This window comes from Phormidesmis priestleyi ULC007 (assembly GCF_003003695.1).
In the GTDB taxonomy this organism is placed as follows: domain Bacteria; phylum Cyanobacteriota; class Cyanobacteriia; order Leptolyngbyales; family Leptolyngbyaceae; genus Phormidesmis_A; species Phormidesmis_A priestleyi_A.
Genome location: NZ_PVWG01000012.1, coordinates 1 through 18,695, shown reverse-complemented (window position 1 = coordinate 18,695; position 18,695 = coordinate 1). Strand labels below are relative to the sequence as shown.

At 48.8% G+C, this 18,695-nt stretch carries 15 protein-coding genes, 1 other RNA gene and 1 pseudogene; 7 read left to right on the top strand and 10 right to left on the bottom strand.

Annotation, left to right across the window (positions count from 1 at the left end):
• Positions 1–61 precede the first annotated feature (61 nt).
• The 7 genes from C7B65_RS12435 to C7B65_RS12405 all read right to left on the bottom strand — a co-directional run bounded on the left by C7B65_RS12435 (position 62) and on the right by C7B65_RS12405 (position 6,265).
• A complete protein-coding gene (locus C7B65_RS12435; RefSeq protein WP_073070498.1) occupies positions 62–1,360 on the bottom strand; it encodes a M16 family metallopeptidase in 1,299 nt (432 codons plus the stop codon).
• A gap of 33 nt (positions 1,361–1,393) precedes the next feature.
• Positions 1,394–2,677, bottom strand: a complete 1,284-nt coding sequence (locus tag C7B65_RS12430; protein ID WP_073070499.1) for a M16 family metallopeptidase — start codon at positions 2,675–2,677, stop codon at positions 1,394–1,396.
• Positions 2,678–2,965: 288 nt separating this feature from the next.
• Positions 2,966–3,149: non-coding RNA, 6S RNA (ssrS, locus tag C7B65_RS12425), on the bottom strand.
• Positions 3,150–3,197: 48 nt separating this feature from the next.
• Positions 3,198–4,328, bottom strand: coding sequence for a 5-(carboxyamino)imidazole ribonucleotide synthase (locus tag C7B65_RS12420; protein ID WP_073070500.1), 1,131 nt, complete (start codon positions 4,326–4,328; stop codon positions 3,198–3,200).
• Positions 4,325–4,897: a pentapeptide repeat-containing protein gene (locus C7B65_RS12415; RefSeq protein ID WP_073070501.1), complete on the bottom strand. Its 573-nt coding sequence runs from the start codon at positions 4,895–4,897 to the stop codon at positions 4,325–4,327. The genes C7B65_RS12420 and C7B65_RS12415 overlap by 4 nt, the downstream gene beginning before the upstream one ends.
• 65 nt (positions 4,898–4,962) lie before the next feature.
• Positions 4,963–5,502 carry a pentapeptide repeat-containing protein gene (locus tag C7B65_RS12410; protein ID WP_073070502.1) on the bottom strand — a complete coding sequence of 180 codons (540 nt, stop codon included), beginning with the start codon at positions 5,500–5,502 and terminating at the stop codon, positions 4,963–4,965.
• Complete coding sequence (locus C7B65_RS12405; protein ID WP_073070503.1) at positions 5,492–6,265, bottom strand: cobalamin biosynthesis protein; 774 nt, start codon at positions 6,263–6,265, stop codon at positions 5,492–5,494. Before C7B65_RS12405 ends, C7B65_RS12410 begins: the two co-directional genes overlap by 11 nt.
• Positions 6,266–6,584: 319 nt before the next feature.
• Between C7B65_RS12405 and C7B65_RS12400 the strand changes: the two genes are divergently transcribed.
• Complete coding sequence (locus tag C7B65_RS12400) at positions 6,585–7,604, top strand: tetratricopeptide repeat protein (protein WP_181314386.1); 1,020 nt, start codon at positions 6,585–6,587, stop codon at positions 7,602–7,604.
• Positions 7,605–7,739: 135 nt separating this feature from the next.
• Here the strand turns inward: C7B65_RS12400 and C7B65_RS12395 are convergent, their stop codons facing one another.
• A complete protein-coding gene (locus C7B65_RS12395) occupies positions 7,740–9,308 on the bottom strand; it encodes an NAD(P)H-quinone oxidoreductase subunit N (RefSeq protein ID WP_073070505.1) in 1,569 nt (522 codons plus the stop codon).
• Between the two features lie 553 nt (positions 9,309–9,861).
• Here C7B65_RS12395 and topA point away from each other — a divergent pair.
• The 4 genes from topA to C7B65_RS12375 all read left to right on the top strand — a co-directional run bounded on the left by topA (position 9,862) and on the right by C7B65_RS12375 (position 15,680).
• Complete coding sequence (gene topA, locus C7B65_RS12390) at positions 9,862–12,639, top strand: type I DNA topoisomerase (RefSeq protein ID WP_073070506.1); 2,778 nt, start codon at positions 9,862–9,864, stop codon at positions 12,637–12,639.
• Between the two features lie 451 nt (positions 12,640–13,090).
• Positions 13,091–15,073, top strand: coding sequence for a nuclease-related domain-containing protein (locus tag C7B65_RS12385; protein ID WP_146135827.1), 1,983 nt, complete (start codon positions 13,091–13,093; stop codon positions 15,071–15,073).
• 15 nt (positions 15,074–15,088) lie between these two features.
• Positions 15,089–15,295, top strand: coding sequence for a DUF559 domain-containing protein (locus tag C7B65_RS12380; RefSeq protein WP_083582779.1), 207 nt, complete (start codon positions 15,089–15,091; stop codon positions 15,293–15,295).
• Positions 15,296–15,464: 169 nt separating this feature from the next.
• On the top strand, positions 15,465–15,680 hold the full coding sequence (locus C7B65_RS12375) for a hypothetical protein (protein WP_073070508.1): 216 nt from the start codon (positions 15,465–15,467) through the stop codon (positions 15,678–15,680).
• A gap of 286 nt (positions 15,681–15,966) precedes the next feature.
• Here the strand turns inward: C7B65_RS12375 and ald are convergent, their stop codons facing one another.
• A complete protein-coding gene (gene ald / locus C7B65_RS12370) occupies positions 15,967–17,055 on the bottom strand; it encodes an alanine dehydrogenase (RefSeq protein WP_073070509.1) in 1,089 nt (362 codons plus the stop codon).
• A gap of 217 nt (positions 17,056–17,272) precedes the next feature.
• Here ald and C7B65_RS12365 point away from each other — a divergent pair, with 217 nt between their 5' ends.
• A complete protein-coding gene (locus C7B65_RS12365) occupies positions 17,273–17,443 on the top strand; it encodes a chlorophyll a/b-binding protein (RefSeq protein WP_073070510.1) in 171 nt (56 codons plus the stop codon).
• 235 nt (positions 17,444–17,678) lie between these two features.
• Positions 17,679–17,975 (top strand): hypothetical protein, encoded by a 297-nt coding sequence (locus tag C7B65_RS12360; RefSeq protein WP_073070511.1) that lies wholly within the window; start codon positions 17,679–17,681, stop codon positions 17,973–17,975.
• A 246-nt stretch (positions 17,976–18,221) separates the two neighbouring features.
• Here C7B65_RS12360 and C7B65_RS12355 read toward each other — a convergent pair.
• Positions 18,222–18,695: pseudogene (locus tag C7B65_RS12355) on the bottom strand (transposase); the annotation flags it as partial.

The window sequence follows — 18,695 nt, the reverse complement described above, 5'->3', positions numbered from 1 at the left end:
CAATTTCTGGTTCCCTCTTCTAGGGTGAGGGCTGCTTCAGGAAAGTTGCAGATCGGAGCAACTACTCTTGCTTACCCAGTAGATCAATGGCGGCAGCCGGCCCCAAGACAGAAATATAAGGCTCAACAAAGCAGCGATTTGCTGCTTCTTGAGCCGCTTCTGAGGTTACAGCAGCAACTTCTTGCTGAAAGCGCGTATCAAACTCAACTCCTAGCCCGATCGTTTCATACCAGCCAAAGATTTGGGCAAGCTGAGAGTTTGTTTGCTTCCCTAGCGCATATTGCCCTAGCATTTTGTTTTGAGACGATTGCAACTCTTCGGGTGTAAGACGGGTAGACCGGAGGCGATCGACTTCAGTTTGCAAACCGTCTAAGGCGATCGCGGTATTTTCTGGAGCTGTGCCCATATAAACCACAAACTGCGAAGCATCTAATCGAGTCGGATAAAAGGCAGACACTTCATAAGCGAGTCCTCGTTTTTCTCGCAATTCGACGAAGAGGCGACTAGAGAGTCCGTTGCCTAAATAGGTATTGAGCAGCTTAAGCGCCGTGTAGTCGGATAGATCAAGCGCGTTGGCGTTTACGGATGGAGCCAGATAGCCCAACATCACGATCGACTGCTGCGTGTCCTGCGTTTTGATCACCGTGTGCGGGTCTGACTGAATCGGGGACAAATCTAAAATCGGCAGAGGATCTGACGGCACTTGCCAATCACCTAAGACTGCTTCAATCTGAGCCACCGCTTCCTCTGGAGCAACTCGACCTGCCACGCTAATCACCAGATTATCTGGACGGAAGTAGGTCTGATGATAATGCTGTAAATCTTGCCGCGACAGTTGGGCGACGGTTTCGGCCGTGCCTAGCCCCGAAAAAGCGTAAGGATGCTGCCCATACATGGCAGAGCGAAGCTGATCGAGCGCGATCGTAAACGGCTGTTCTTGCTGAGAACGAATTGCTTGCAACGTCAAACGACGCTCTAACTCAACTTCTTCTTCGGGAAATGTGGGCGATCGCAGCACTTCGACCGCCAGCGCCAAAATTTCTGGGAAGTCAGCCGAAACGGTTTTTAAACTCAACAAGAAGTAGTCAGAAGCCGAATCTGTACCGAGACTTGCGCCGACTGACTCAACCCGTTCAGCAATGTCTAAAGATGAGAGGCGTTCAGTTCCTTTGGGCATGACGGCAGAAACTAGATGGGATAAACCCGCTTGATGAGAGAGTTCCCATCGACTTCCTGCCCGAATGAAGAGACGCGCCGCAATGATATCAGCCGAGGGATTTTCGACGACCAGAACCACGATGCCATTCTTTAAAACGGTGCGGTGGGTCTGGCGACTTTGAGGAATTACGCTAGAGGTCACGAGACGGTTTCCTTGGTGAGTAAAAATTGGCGTTCAGAGAGGCTTGATCACGATCGCCGCGTAGTGATAGGGCGAAAGATATTGACTCGCTAAGTTTTGCAGGTCTTCAGGGCTAAAGGCTTGAATGCGCTGGGGATAGGTGACAGATAGTTCTGCCCCGGCGACTGTGTGATAGTAGCCATAAAGCCCTGCCAGTTGACCCGGCGTTTCGGTCGAGAAGGCATAATCGTTTCTCAAAAGGCGTTTGCTGCGCGCCAGTTCGATTGCACTCACGGGAGTCGTCATCAAAGCTGAGAGGCGATCGCAGATCAGTGCTTCTACTCGCTCTAGATTTTCTGGCTCTAGCCATGCGGTGATCGTAAACAGACTCGATTCTCGCTGCATTGAAAAGCTGCTGCCGACTGCTTGCACGAGTTGCCGATCTTCTCGCAGTTCTTGCACAAGTCGAGCCGATTGACTTTCTGCCAGTAGCACCGAGATCAGGTCTAGCCCATAAGCATTTTGAAGCGGATCGTCATCCACACCCGGAGCCATCCACGCCATCATTAATCGCGCCTGTTCGAGGCGAGGCAACCGCAACTCTTGCCGACGAATGCCCACGATCGGAGGTTCGGCTTCTGGCTCTGAATGCGGACAGGTGAGCGGAGACGGGAACGCGGGGAACGATCGCTCTACCCACTTAATGGCATCATCTTGAGCGACATCTCCAACAATCACCACTGCCATATTGTGGGGCTGATAGTGAGCGCGGTGGAAGCGCCGCATCTCGTCGGGCGATCGCTGCATCAAAATCTCTTCGGTGCCTAAAATCGGCCGCCCGTAAGGGTGACGTTGATAAACGCTCTCAGCCAGCGCCTCAAATGCGATGCAATCTGGACTGTCATAGGTTTGCCGAATCTCTTCGAGGACGACATCGCGCTCTCGATCGAACTCATCATCGGGAATCGCTGCATTTAAGAGCAATTCGCCCAAATAGGGTAGGGTGTCGCCGAGATATTGAGAGGCTGTCGTCATAAAAAAGTGGGCATAGTCATGACTCGTTGCAGCATTGGTCATGCCACCCCGGTTTTCGATCACTTCGTCAAAACTGCCAGGAGGAAGTCGATCGGTGCCCTTAAAAATCATGTGTTCTAAGAAGTGCGCCATACCTGACCACTGATCAGGCTCGACGATCGCGCCTGCTTTGACCCACACATCGACTGCTGCGACTCCGGTTGCGGGAACCTGTTGATGAATCAACGTCAGCCCACTCTCTAGCTTGAGGATCTTGGCTGGAAATGGAACAACGGTAGACCGTGATAACTGATTTAAATTCAAAATTCAGTTTCGACCCGATTAATTGTTTGAGTAAACAAAATTAAAGAAGTGTTGACTTTATTGTGCTAATTCTTAGTAGAAAAAAGGACACAAAATATCGATTCGCTAACCCTTCAATCCTCTGTATTCTAGACTACTTTGCTCAAGAGATAGACGACTAAAGTCTCAAGCTAAATGAAGATAAATTACCAAATGTCATAAAATTCTCACATTAATATTTTTATGACTTTGCTTAAAGTTTCTAATAAAAATTCCCCCACTAGTCTAGTAAGGGAAGCCATTCGATAGAAGTTCACCGCAACGCCGTTTTACCTCAGTTTTTGACCTGGTGCGAAACCAGGTGGGAGTCGATCGTCAGACTTAAAGTTTCCGGGTACAAGCCCGGTCTACTGCTGCCAGACGTAATTAGATTCCCTTATTGAAAAGCAAGATCATAAAACATTATTGGCAGTCACCAACGCCGCAGTGAACTTCTCTCATTCTAATGGTTGAGGGAATGAATGGGTATCAAACAGCCACTTTAAGTTCTGTACCAAATGGACTCGATCGTGTGACCAATCTCGATCGCTCGTTGACGTAAATCAGAGGCGCTTTCTAGCAAAACCGTGACGTGCCCCAGCTTACGCCCCAGACGCGATTCGGTCTTGCCATACCAATGCACCACCGCTCCTGGAATCTCGGCGAGTTGTTGCCGCTTGTCTAAATAATCGCTCTCAGATTGTTCGTATCCAAGCAGATTGATCATCACTGCCCCCTCACAGGTCAGAGCCGGACTGCCCAGAGATAGACCACACACTGCCCGAAGTTGCTGCTCGAATTGGGAAGTCACGCAGGCATCGATCGTATAGTGTCCTGAGTTGTGAGTTCGAGGCGCAATCTCATTTACCAAAATCTTTCCTTCAGGGGTGAGAAATAGCTCAATGCCAAAAATGCCGACGAATTGCAGATTATCTAAAAGGGTATGCGCGATCGTCTCCACTTCCCTCACGATGGAGAGCGGCAGATCGGCAGGGGCAACGACGCGACGACACACCTGATCTTCTTGCTGGGTTTCGACGACGGGATAGACGACGATTTCGCCCGTGAGCGATCGGGCTGCCATCACCGCGAGTTCTCGGTCAAACGGAACGAATTCTTCAACCAACAAAGGCTGATCGTTGAGAGTTTTGAGAATGGCTTCAAGTTCTTCAGCCGTTTTGAGAATAAAGGTTCCTTGTCCGTCATAGCCGTGACGACGGGTTTTAAGCACGATCGGAAATTCAGTCGTTTGCAGCAAAGAACCTGTTTCTAAAGCAAAAAAGTTTGGGGTAGGAAGCTGACGATCGCGCAAATAGCAACGCTGGTCATATTTATCCAACAATGGTTTAAGCGCATCTAAACTGGGACGAAAGCAAACGCCTTGCTTTTCTAGTTTGAAGAGGGCATCTAAATCGACAAACTCGTTTTCAAAGGTAATGACATCACAACGCGCCGCGAGGTGAGCTGTCGAGTCAGCATCGTCGATCGCTGCAAAAATGGTTTGAGTGGCGATCGAGACCGCTGGATCGGTTGGAGACGGCGTTTGAATAATTAGTTCAACATCCAACTTTTTAACCGCGTCTGCCATCATCCAAGCAAGTTGCCCGCCGCCGATTACACCAACTCGCTTCATTGCAACGCCTCGCGTGAGGCAAACGGAGCAAATAGTCTTGGAATCATTGAGAAAATATTATCCGCAGATTGGGATTGTTGATCACAGCCTAAAGACTCTTTAGTATCAACACCCGTTTTAGAGTTCACGCCTTGGGCGGTTTGACAAAGTTCCTTAACTTGGGCACCGTCTAGAATCGCATCACTAAAATCTGCGCCCGTGATGTTTACCCGATCGAAGGTCGATCGCAACAAAATCACTTCTGTCAAAATCGCATCGCTCAAATTTGCCTCAGTGAATTTAATCTGATCCATCAACGCATTCGTCAGGTTTGCCCCGTGCAGGTTTGTCTTAGTCAGCACCGAAGCGCTCAAAACAATGCCCTGCATTTCGGCATTAGCAAAATTTGTGCTTTCGAGATTGGTGTTTGAGAATTCTGCCGATCGTAAGTTTTGCCCCGAAAAATCTTTTCGAGACAACTCAGCGTTGCTAAACGAAAGCGGGGGCGGATAGTCTAACGCCTGAGCGGGTAGGGGATGACTGCACAGAATTAAAGCCAGTAAAAATGCAGCCAATCGCCAAAAAAACATAAGACAGAATTCTCCCAGTGATCAGTCGTTGTCAGCTTATCGCATTTAGAGATGAGGCTTTTAAGCTATGATTTGCATCCCAACGATTCTCGCGTATCTGCACCCGTTTTTGGGTTGACACCGCTTGCCGCTTTGCAGAGTTCTTTCACCTGAAGACCGCTCAAAATTGCACCACTAAAATCGGCACCTGTGACGGTCACATCCTTAAATATAGTTCTCAGCAACATAGCATCGGTGAGCACTGCATCATTTAAGTTCACCTTAGACAACCGGACTTGATCCATCATCACCTGGTTCATGTTTGCGCCCTGAAAATTGGTTTCTTTTAGGGTAGAAGTGCTAAAAACTGCTCCTTCTAAATTGGCGTTGATGAAATTGGCTTGATCGAGATCAGCACCCGGAAATTCTTCTGAGCGTAGGTCTGCACCCGAAAAGTCTTTGTTTGCTAATCCTTCATTTGAGTAGTCGAGCGATTTGCCACTGGCTGCCGCAGATGCCGCTGCCTGTGCAGGAAGGGCACTAACACACCAGACCAAAACCACTAGCAGCAGAGAGATGACTCTGGAGAGCAACGTTTTAGAAAATACCAAAGGTTTATGGGTCATGGTTGAGGATTGAGAGAACGTCCTCTATTAGTGTAGGGTCGTCGGTATATTCTCGATCAGCTTGCGCGATCGCCACCGTCACAGATCCAGGCTGTTCTTCGACTCGGATGATTTTTTTTTCAACCCGCAGAGAACTTTGAATTGCAGAATCAGCCGTCTTATAAGGCAGAGTCGCCAAAATCGCGGCAGCTTCGGCAACGCTAAACGTCCCAATCTCAAAGGCATCTGACGGATTTGGGACGGTGACAGCGCTCAAGGCTTCAGCAGAAAAGAGTCGTAAAGGAAAATTACGATCGCTACAAAATTTCACGAGTCCCGCTTCGTTGGCTTTGCGGTCGATCGTGGCAATTCCGGCGATCGCGGCTTCTGCGAGGTGATGCGATCGCAAAGTTTTCTGAATGGCGTATTCGATTAGTGGCTCTGGCGTTCCGCGTTGACAACCGATTCCCACCCAAAGCACTCTAGGATGCCACTGCACTTTTGGCAAAACCGATTCGGGCGCAAACCGTCTTTGGAGAGGGCTAATCCAAATCCGCGCCTTGGGTTCGGGAGGCTTTTCTCGCGTGGTTGCCGTGTAGTCAGGAAAGCCAAAATAGAAGCAATGATCAGGCGGCAGAAGAAACTGCCATCTCGTTGATCCAGCTTCCTGAATGATTTGTATGGGATCTTGACGAGCGATCGCCGCCCGCACTCCTGCCCAATCTCCCGTTCCACGCTGCCACCCATATAAAGTATCCAGGGCATCGACTTCAAGTAATTCCATTTGCCTGATCCTACTTTCACAGTGCAAAATAGTTTTGACGGTGGGTGATTCTGATAAAGTCTACGATCTAGTCCAAAAGTGTGAGAATGCAGACTTCTTTAAAGCGGTTTAATAACCGTAACCTGGGTAATTATTGCAACCACCTACCGAAGTTCCTGAAACAATTAAGAATCCTGGAATAAAGGGTTAGCGTGTCTTCAAGTGCCGAGCGATTCTTCAATTTAGGTATCATCAGATCATTACTCCCTATAGCTAAAAGACGATGGTTCGAGCTTTTTCACGACTCACAATCCCAGTTGCACTCGCTTTAGCTAGCACAGTGCTGATAACTGGCTGCGATGATGCCTCCGAAATTGTTGCTTCGTCGTCTACAAAAAGCCTTGATTTAGAACTCAATGACCCCACTTACTATGTTAATTTAGGCACCGAACTGAGAGCCAGCCAGAAACTAGAAGCCGCGATCGCCGCCTACCGAAAAGCCATTCAAATCGATTTCAGAAATGTCCAAGCTTATCAGGGGCTAGGTAGCACGCTTTATGACCAAGGAAGACTCGAAGAAGCGATCGCCACTTATGGAAGAGCCGTTCAAATCAGTGTAGATAACGCTGAAGCCTATTGTGGTTTAGGCAACGCCCTGCTTGAGCAAAAACGCCCCGAAGAAGCGATCGCGGCTTATCACAGAGCAATTCAGATTAACCCAACCCTGACCCATGCTTATAGTGGGCTAGGGAATGCGTTGCGTGAACTCAAGAAATTTTCGGCGGCAATTAACGCTTATCAGAAGGCTCTCTCGCTGCCAGAAGTCAAAGGAACGACGGCTAGCGCCCATACGATCGCCTATGTAGGATTGGGTCGATCGCTACACAAGCAAGGAAAATCTGAGGAGGCGATCGCGCTCTACCGCAAAGCAATCAGCCTCGACTCGCGCTATGCCGTGACCTATCTCTATCTGGGCGACACGCTCTTCAATCAGAAGCGTTTAGAAGAAGCGTCACGCACTTACCGAAAAGCATTAAATTTACCCAACCTCAAAAAACCGAAGCTGATCAGCAGTCATGCTTTAGCACACAATGGTTTAGGGTTAGTGCTTCAGCGTCAAGGCAAAACCCACCTCGCGATCGGCGAATATCAGCAAGCGCTGAAATTAGACCTTAGCTGTGAAGTGGCAGGCGAAAACCTCAGACGGGCGAAACGATTGTTGGCGAAACAGCCTCCAAAACTCAAGCCTCAACCGAAGCAAAAATCGAAACAAACGTTAGAGGATGTTAGCAATGTCTCGTGGGTGTTGTTGCTACGATCGCTCAAAACGGTCGGCACCGCCAGAACTACCGTGGATTAGAACGAAATCTGCGTCAGGGCAGGGCACAACCGTGCCCATTATCTTTGCAAGTAACCAATATTATTTAATCCACTCTTCTAAATAAAGAATCGCCCCCAGTCATCTGAGAGCGATTTGAGTTTCTGAAACCAGCGATTACAGATTCACAGGAGTCCGATCGACCTTGTGACTCACCTGAATCGCAGGCTTCTGCATGGCTTGTTGCAGCATCGGCGTTTGGGTTACCGAGTCATTTGCCAGCGTAAACAGAGGATTAGAAAGAATACCCGCGATCGTGGTTGCGACCAATGTCAGCACCAAACCCACCTGCAACGGGCGCATTCCCGGTAGATTCCAGCTAATTTCAGGATAGTTTTTCACCGCCTCAGACATTTCTTGCGGCTCTTTGACCACCATCATCTTCACCACACGAATGTAGTAATAGATGGAAATTACGCTCGTCAACAGACCCAACAGCACAAGCGGATAAGCTCCCGCCTGCCAACCTGCCCAAAAGATATATAGTTTGCCAAAGAAGCCAGCGAGTGGAGGAATTCCGCCTAGTGACAAGAGGCAGATACTCAACGCCAGGGTCAAAAGCGGGTCTTTTTGATACAAGCCACCATATTCGCTAATCTGGTCGGTGCCCGTTCTCAGCGTGAAAAGAATCACACAGGTAAACGCGCCCAGGTTCATGAATAGATAGATCATCAGGTAAAACACCATGCTGGCGTAACCCGCGTCACTGCCGATGACTAACCCAATCATCACGAAGCCTGCTTGCCCGATCGACGAATACGCCAACAGCCGCTTCATACTCGTCTGTGCCAGCGCCACCACGTTTCCCAGCACCATACTGAGAATTGCTAGTGTAGTCATGACAAAGTGCCACTGTTCGGTGACGAGTGGGAATGCCGTCACCAAAAGCCGAATTGCCAGCGCAAATCCCGCCGCTTTAGAGCCAACCGACAGAAAAGCCACTACCGGAGTGGGAGAGCCTTCATAAACATCGGGTGTCCATTGGTGGAATGGAACCGCCGCAATCTTAAAGGCGATCCCCGCAATCACAAAGACGAGGGCGATGACCAGACCGATCGAGTCCGCCAATCCCGCTGCCCCAATCTGAGTGGAAATTTTGCTCAAATTCGTCTCGCCGCCTGATAACCCATAGAGCAGCGAAGTTCCATACAAGAAAATGGCAGAACTCGAAGCCCCAATCAGCAGATATTTCAATGCCGCTTCGTTAGAGCGGGGATCACGCTTGGTATAGCCCGTCAGCAAATATGAAGAGATACTCAGCGTTTCTAGCGCGACATAGACGGTGACTAGCTCATCTGCACCAGAGAGGAACATGCCTCCTACCGTTGCGGTGAGTAGAATAATCAAAAACTCTGCCAGAGCCGTGCCTGACTGCTCGACATAGCGGATCGACATCAAAATCGTCACGGCGGCTGAGAGCGCGACGATTCCCCGAAACACAATGCTGAGATTATCACTGTTATATTCACCCAGAAACGCGATCGGAGCCGTCGTATTCCACAAAAAGTAGAGGGCACCGAACGCTGTGAGCAAACCGCCGATCGCAAAATAAGGAGTCCACTTTGACGAAGCAGCACGTCCAACAATGAGATCACCGATCATCACAATCAAGAGCGTTGTGATCACAATGATTTCTGGCAAGATTGCTCCAGTGTTTAACTGGGCTACAAGCGTAGCAAAATCCATAGAGATTAGTCCGATTGAGCAGGGTTAACAAAAAATTTAAACTGGGCAACCCGATCGACCGGGTGAAGTTAGAAAGTGTGATTCTTTTAGGGATTCTATCGCGCTAGACTGTCACCTTCCCGTTAAATTCTACCGATTCAGGCTGGAATTGGATTGTTTCACCCCTTCATAGCCATTGAGTTGAGTCTATGTTAATTTGCCTGAACCGATGATTTTCTGAAGACGAAAGTTGAAAAATGGGTGGTTTGTAATTTTGCTGCGGTAGAGATATCCGACCGGAATTAGTCAGGAAATCTTCCCAAAACTTTGTGTTAAATCGATCTTGCCCATGAGTATGGTTATAAGTTATGGGGAACGCCCTTGACTGAAAACAATTTGAAATTGTCACTATATATTGAAGGTGACTTTAGAAAACTGCTCGTTGGCACATCAGGATTTGAAAAGTTACTTTATTGAAATCAGGCGATCGTTCAGATTTGGTGTTATTGATTAAATACACACGCTGCCTCACTCATCCGCTCCCCCTGCTCTCTTCTAAAAGTTAACGAGACTCATGTCAACTCTTGTCATCGTTGAATCCCCTACTAAAGCCCGCACCATTCGCAACTATCTGCCCTCGACTTATCGGGTAGAGGCATCGATGGGGCACGTGCGCGATTTGCCTCAATCTGCCGCTGACATCCCGGCATCCGTCAAGGGTGAAAAGTGGGCACAGTTAGGAGTCAACGTCGATTCTAATTTTGAACCTCTATACATTGTTCCGCAAGACAAAAAGAAGATTGTCAAGGAACTTAAAGAAGCCCTTAAAGGTGTCGATGAACTGCTGTTAGCAACTGACGAAGACCGCGAGGGGGAAAGCATTAGCTGGCACTTATTGCAACTGCTGCAACCCAAAGTGCCGATCAAACGCATGGTGTTCCATGAGATCACCGAAGAGGCGATTCAAGACGCGATTCGCAACTGCCGAGATGTAGACGAAAAGCTAGTTCGTGCCCAAGAGACGCGACGCATTCTTGATCGCTTAGTCGGCTACACGCTTTCCCCACTGCTTTGGAAAAAGATCGCAATGGGTCTTTCAGCAGGGCGCGTTCAATCGGTCGCGGTTCGAGTGCTAGTCAAGCGAGAACGAGAGCGCCGAGCTTTTCGTAAAGGATCTTACTGGGATCTGAAAGCGCTACTGGCAGTTGGCGAAAATAGTAAGAAAACAAACGAGTTTGAAGCCCGACTCATGACCCTGGGGGGTCGCAAACTAGCGACAGGTGCCGACTTCGACGAATCGACGGGTCAAATTGTGGCAGGTCGCAACGTTCTCTTGCTCAACGAAGCAGAAACTAGAGTTTTGCAAGAGCGCCTCGCTGACAAAACTTGGACAGTTTCGGATCAAGAAGAGCGCCCGGTGACGCGGAAGCCATCGCCTCCTTTCACCACATCTACCCTGCAACAAGAATCGAATCGTAAATTAGGACTATCTGCCCGTGACACAATGCGGACGGCTCAGAGCCTTTATGAGCAAGGCTACATCACCTACATGAGAACAGATTCTGTGCATCTGTCTGGGCAAGCGATCGCCGCTTCTCGCGAATGCGTCCAGCAAATGTATGGAACCGAGTATCTCAGCCCTCAGCCTCGCCAATACACCACCAAAAGCAAAGGTGCTCAAGAAGCCCACGAAGCGATTCGCCCTGCGGGAAGCAGTTTTCGCACGCCGCAGCAAACCAATCTGAGCGGACGTGATTTGAAGCTCTACGATTTGATCTGGAAGCGCACCGTTGCCACTCAGATGGCAGATGCCCGGCAAACTCAAATCACCGTCCAAATTCAAGTTGAAGACGCGGGGTTTCGGGCTAGTGGCAAACGGATTGACTTTGCAGGTTTCTTCCGCGCTTATGTCGAGGGTTCTGATGATCCTAGTGCAGCGATCGAGAGCCAAGAAGTCATTCTTCCTACCATGCGCGTCGGCGATCACCCCAACTGCCGGAATTTGGAAGCGATCGGGCATGAAACCCAACCGCCTGCCCGTTACACCGAAGCCTCTCTGGTCAAAACCCTAGAGAGTGAAGGCATTGGTCGCCCCAGCACCTACGCCAGCATCATCAGCACCATCCTTGCGAAGGGCTACGCTCAGTTAGTCGGCAATGCACTGATCCCAACCTTCACTGCATTTGCGGTCACCGATCTTTTAGAGAAGCATTTCCCTGAGATTGTTGACCCTAGCTTCACCTCAAAAATGGAGCAAACTCTGGATGACATCGCTACGGGCGAAGTGCAGTGGCTTCCTTATCTTCGTGAGTTCTACTCTGGTGAAGAAGGCTTAGAAAAACAGGTCAAAGATCGCGAGAGCCAAATTGATCCCAAAGAAGCCCGGACAATTCACTTTGGCGATTTGGATGCAAAAATTCGCATTAGCAAGACTGGGGCTTATATTGAGTCAGAAAGCGGCAATATCAACCTACCCAAAGATATGCCGCCTGCTGATCTGAATGCAGAACAAGTCGAAATTCTGCTTCAAGGTCCTAAGAAATTGGGGGTTCATCCTGAGAATGGTGAGCCGATTTACGTCAAGCTGGGTCCCTATGGGCACTATGTGCAACTGGGCGATAAGTCTGATGCTAATCCGAAGCCCAAAAACGTGTCCCTTCCTAAAGGGGTGACTCCTGAAAGCGTGACGATCGAACAAGCCGTTGGCTTGCTGGCGCTCCCTCGGACTTTAGGAATGCACCCTGACACTGGCAGAAAAGTGCAGGCGAGTTTAGGTCCTTATGGTCCTTATATTGTCCACGATTTAGGGAAAGGCGAAGACGGCAAAGTTCACAAAGACTATCGATCGCTCAAAGCTGCTGACAACGTTCTCACCGTGGACTTCGATCGCGCCCTGCAACTGTTAGCAGAACCTAAAGCCGTAAGAGGCAAACGAGGCACTGCCAAGCCCTTGCGTGAATTAGGTGCCCACCCTGAAGAGGGAGATCCTGTCAACATCTACGATGGCCCTTATGGGGCATACATCAAGTATGGCAAGGTGAACGCTTCGCTGCCCGAAGGTGAGACGGTCGAATCTATCACGATGGAAACGGCGCTCGGCGCGATCGCTGCCAAAGCCGGAACCAAAGCCGGAACCAAAGGTCGTAAAACGACTGGCAAGACGACAGGACGATCGAAGAAGGCAGTAGCCGACAGCGAGACCGAAACCACCGCCCAGAAAACGACTCAGAAAGCCAGTACGACTAAAAAGGCGACAACTTCTAAATCGACGACCAAGAAAACGACAGCTAAAACAGCCGCCGCTAAGAAAACCACGAGTACCCGTAAGAAAGTGCAAACGGCTGAAGATTAGTAAGCTTTCAAAGCTAAATTGATGATCTGTAGGGTTAGGACAGCTTTGGCGATCGGGTTGGCTGGCGAGTGAATCAAGTTTGGTAGCCAAAGGGTGATCGTCTTCATGACTTACAGGCTCCTAAAGGGCATCTCCCTTCAGCCGCTATTCGTGCTGTTGGGAGTGGTCCGAAAGCACGGACACGAATTTTGAAGCGGTTGGAAGCCTGTAGACGATCTGGCTCCTGAAACATCCAGACTCTATTTTTATCAGTTGCCATCAGTCATCTATGCCAGTTACAAACGCCACAAGTTCAGAATTTGAATTCGACCCCGAAAACTTAGAGTAAGACGATGTAATCTTTAACCAGTCAGGGTTTTAGTCTTAAATTCACTTTCCGCTCTGCTATTCAGAATGGCTCGATCTCGATTGATTCGGTAGAGTTAGCTTAACTAGCTTATGCAGGTATATTTTGAAACAAGTTTTACCCCTACTAGGGCGTTTCTTGATCATCAGCCTCGCCAGCCTTGGAGCTGCAACATTTGCAAATCAGGCAAACCACAAAGAGTATTGGTATCGCACAATTACTAATGTTCAGACGGCAGACTTCAATATGCTGTCTCATACGTTGCCGACAAAGTTATCCTTGACTCTCATTAATCGTGACTTGGAGGAGCTACAACGCACCTTGGATAGTAACTATGGCTTATTTGGCATGGTGGTGACAGACTGTAAGACCCCGGAGCCAGATTGCCCCAATCAAAAAATCCTCTACTCCTCCGACTCTCAACGGGAGTGGAAGAAACAACTGAGCCTGGAAAAGTTAGCAGGTTCGCCGTACAGCATTTTAAGAAATCCACCTCCTATCGCTACAGAGTCAGAGTTTTCCGACGCTCGTGATCGGACTTGGGAGGCAACAGGTAAAACCAATTCAGGTCAAATCATCGGACGAGTTTATTACATGCGGGGCATTCCTCCATCGTTCTGGGCGGAATATCAACAATGGTTCTCAAAGCTTCCGAATAGCCTATTTTTAGGGAGTGGAGCGCAAAAGTACTACGCATTGACGGTATCGCTGTTTGGGGCTAGTGGACTGGCAGCGTTTGGCTTCATTGAGTGGCTGCTTTATCGAAAACGAACTGAGAAACGGCAGGCACAGAAAGAAAGGAAACAGCTTCTCAAACAGTTGGAACAGGTGCGCCAGCAATTACGGGAGCGGTTACGCCAAGTGTCAGCCCTGATCGCGCAGAGAGAAGAGTTTCTGAGTGAGTTGACAGCCTACCAACAACAGGAAAAGCAGACCACTCAACAACTGGGACAGATGACTACCCAACTTGAGGATCAGCTTGCTCAACAGAAACAGCTTGCTCAACAGCGGCAAAGTGAAATGTTAGAGAAAGCCTTCTCTACACTTCGAGAGGAGAACGAGCAAAATAAGGGAACGATCTCAAACCTCCAGGAACAGATTGCTCAGGCACGAACGCAGGTGCAAGACGGGAATACGAAAAACGTGGAAGCGCTGCAACAACAGTTAAAAGCCGTCCAGCAGCGAAACCAGGCAGTTCACGCTCAAGGTCGCGAATACAAAATTATGATTGGGAGGCTACACGGAGAAATCGCTGAAAGTGAACGCAAGCAGCGAGAAACAGAACAACTGGTAGGATTCCTACGCACTCAACTTGAGATAGTGGAACGACGAGAACAGGACGCTGATCGCAAACGGGAAGAGATGGAGAAGACTATTGACGTTTTAAACCAGGAAAAGGAAGGTGGCAAGCAAGATCTCCAAGTCTTGGAGAAGCGGATTGAAGAACTGCGTCAGAAAGACGAACTGCGTCAGAAAGACGAACTGCGTCAGAAAGAGGCATTAGATGGTTTGCTCAATGACTTCGAGCGTTCTGTTCTAAACTGCTTGCAGGGTAGCCTGAAGTTTCAAACGGAGCGTTGGCGAGTTCATACTCAATTCGATGTCAGTCAGCGTAGAGAAATCCGTCAAGTCACCGATTTCATCGTCGTTAGTCAATCCTGTGTTTTTATCATTGAAGCTAAATATTACGTGGGCGAAATCTGGGCTGAGGGAGATGTGAGGAATATGCCTTGGATTTGCCAGGAAACAAGCAGACGCAAGCCGATAAAAAGCTCAGGGGGTGAGAATCCCTATAAGCAGGTTCTTGGCTACACCGATAATATGAGAAGTCGAGTTGGATCAGATAGAGCAGGTGGCAGGATCGGGGTCTATGGAGTTGTTGTTTTCCCAGAGGATGCAGATGTTAGTCGCCTTCAATCCGAGATTGGTGGCTATTACAGAGTAACCACGTTAGACAGGCTGGTGCAGGTCATTCAAGATATTGAAATTAATTTGTTTAACCAGACGCAACACCAATTCAGTCTTTTATCTGTAGAGCAGCTTAACGATTTGGTCTGCAAAAAACCTGTCAAACCTATCAAGTCTTAAACGGAAGCCGACTTCATGATCTTCCATCAGGGGAAGTGCCTCATTCTCGAAGTGAATGGACAGCATCACCTTGAGGGAGGACAGGCGACGAGGGACTATGTGCGCGATCGGATGTTGCTACGGGCAGGGTTGCCAACGGTGAGGTTTACGGGGCGAGATTGCTTGGAGCGTCCTAGTGCAGTCGTGGCAGAGTGTTTGTCGATTTTGCAGGGGCGATCGTGAGTAGTGTCCTGCAACGCGGCGACCACCTCTTTAGCACAACAAAGTACATCATCAAGGACGTTAGAAGCGCGATCTCGATCTGTGAACTCAGGGCTATGATGGCAACCAATAACGCAACAACTCAGACAAGCTTAATCTCGACCGGAAGACCGGGTACAGGACAAGACGTATGACTGATTTTTTTCGACCCGTCTCTGACCTTGGCGATCGCTACCAAATCGATCTCTCTGATGTCCATGCCAGGATAAAATTTCTAGGCATGGTTCCTGAAGATCTGAACGGGAAAGCCTTCATTGACGCTAACGAACTTAAAGTGATGGATGCTCTAGATGCTCATATCAAAGCGGGGAGAGACATCGCCGATTTTGAACAGCGCCAGAGTTGAGCCGATATACGCCTAAATTTAGTGCAAGAAAGGGTTGAAAAGGGTGCGACCTCTACTTGATACAAAATGCCTATAATCTATATTTGAGAAGGTTTTTGAGTTTCTTCAAAGCAGATATTAAATTTACTCATTGACTTCCACAATAAATTATCAAAAACCTCATGGAACAAAGAACCGAGAGTTTCCTTGGGACATCAGATAGAGGTCGCACCCATCTGTAGGGACGTTACCTGTAACGTCCCTGACCAGTAGGCAGATCGAGAAGCTTCGATCGTCGCCATCTTTACTAACTAACGAGATCAGCAAACACCTCTTGTACGGCTGGGTGAACCAACTGATGATTCTGCACATTTAAGCCGTTTGCTAACGCAGCATCTTTATCCAACGCTTCTAAACCATGATTTGCTAATTTCAACACATAGGGAAGGGTGCTGTTGTTAAGTGCCTGAGTTGCCGTCCAAGGAACCGCTCCGGGCATATTGGGCACGCCGTAATGCACAACCCCCGCTTCAACGTAAGTCGGTTGAGTGTGAGAAGTCGGTCTAACCGTTTCGATGCAGCCGCCCTGATCGACTGCCACATCGACAATCACTGAGCCGGGTCGCATTTGACCGACTAGTTGACGAGAGACGATCGTAGGTGCTTTCCTTCCGGGCACTAGCACCGCTCCAATCAAAAGGTCAGCGTCAGGAACCGCTGCCTCGACTTGGCTAAAACTGCTGTAGAGCAGCTCAACTCTAGAGCCGAATAAGGTTTCTAGATAAGACAGACGATCGACGTTGACATCCAACATCGTCACTTGGGCACCCATGCCGATCGCCATTCGCGCCGCTTCAGTTCCGACCACACCGCCGCCGAGAATCACGACTTTCCCAGGTTTGACTCCGGGCACTCCGCCCAAAAGAACGCCACGTCCTCCCTGCGGCCGTTCTAGAAATCGTGACCCAAACTGCACCGATAACCGTCCGGCGATGATGCTCATCGGCGTAAGTAAAGGCAGGCGACGATCGAGAAGTTCTACGGTTTCGTAGGCGATCGCGCTCACACCAGAATCGATCAGATGCTCAGTCAGCAGACGATTTGCCGCCAAGTGAAAATAGGTGAAGAGAATCTGTCCCTTCTGTAAATATTGATATTCACTAACTAGCGGCTCTTTGACCTTAAGCACTAACTCCCGGTTCCAGACTTGTGAAGGACTACTGACAATATCAGCACCCGCTTGGATATAATCAGCATCCGTAAAGCCTGATCCCGCGCCAGCCTGGGTTTCTACAAATACCGCGTGACTGCTCTCTGACAAAACCCGTACACTGCTAGGACTTAACCCCACCCGAAATTCCTGATCTTTTGTTTCTTTGGGAACTCCGATTTCCATCTTCACCTCGTTATGCTCACCTCTGCTCTAGCTTAAACCTGCTGAGCGTTTGTAGTTGTTATCCGTGAGGCGGAATCTCTGTGCAAAATGTCTTAAATCTGTCTACAATAGGATGCGAAGGTAAAGAAATGTGAAGTAGCCGATCGGGGTTCTAGCGTTCTCTACTCTTCAAAAAGATTCAGTTGTTGATTTATTAAAGGCGCGAGGTTAACAAGCAATGACTTCTAGTCAACCGACAACGGCTCCTAAATTAAGCGAACCTAAGTTCGGCTTTAATGATTATGCAGAGCGCCTCAACGGTCGAGCAGCTATGATTGGCTTTGTCGCAGCGTTGATTGTTGAATATGTAACGGGTCAAGGCGTGCTGTCTTGGTTGGGTTTGATGTAGCTTCAGTTCTGAGTATAAGATTTAGTTAACAGGGCAGATGAAAGTCTGTCCTTTGTTATAGTTGAACGATCTGCCTGAGTCAGTGTACTGATGTCTGTAATTTTGCTTATAATCGTCGCAACTTAAGTTATTTAATCCACGCTCCTAAGTTAAAAAGCTACAGAAGTTGAGAAGCCATACCGTTGACAAGTAAGTAGCTTTAAAATAAAAAGTAACTGCAATAGAGCCAAATTTTATGAGTATTGTCTGGTCACGAATGTTCAGAACCGTCTATCGGAAGGAACCAATCACCGGATTTGTGCTGATTGCAGGTGCCGTAGATGTCGCGATCGGAGGCATCGATGGCAGCACCTCACTGGTGATTTTTGGTCTGAGCGCAGTCGGAGTGGCGATCGCGCTCAGACTATGGCAATCTCAAAAACGCTCACCCGACGTGCAAGAACGGAGGGCAATTTATGCGCTTCCGCCCTCGTCTTCTCGCCCTTCCCTGCCGATGCTCTCAATGGCCAAAAAAAATCCGCCTCAGAATTAGCCGCTTTAGTGTCTTGATGCTATGAACGTTTTGACTCTGACGGTCGCGGGTGGGCATCATTGTGCGGCAATCAACGGGTCTACACTATCTCACTTTCAGATTTGCGACCTAGCACATACAAAGTGGTAAGATCATCCCCGATTTCTTCTTGGGTTTGAAGTGCTTCCAGTTCTGCTTCAAAGTCTGCTTTGATTTCTGCTAGCTGCGCTGACGAAAATTCAGATAAATCAACGTGAGTTCGATGGCCTAAAAGATGGCAGGCGGCAGAGGAGGCAACCCTTTGGGTTTGAGATCTAAGGATGGCAACTTGGGCTGATAAGTGGAAGCGATCAGTCCTGCTGCTAAGTTGACTAGAAAATTTCAGCAACTGCGATGCCGGGAATGCTCGATCTGACCAACGTTCTTCAGTGGAGCGTTGACCGATTCCATCAGCGCCCGCTGGCGAAGCAAGATCTTATCCATCAATTTGACCAAGCGCTGCTTCATAGTCTTTTTGGATTGGGTGACTAGTTGGAAACCGCGAACCCTGCGGGTAGCGAAGCTTGCGTAGAGTTCTTCAAACAATTTTTGGCTAATGTAGCCGCGATCTCCCAAGAGTTGTGCAATTAAGTCTTGGGTCATCTCAGGCACAGGTTGGCGGTGTTCGGTATGGGCGTGAGTGAGTTTGAACGCCAAGCGTTCTCCTTGATCGTTGATGATCAGATGCAGTTTGAAGCCAAA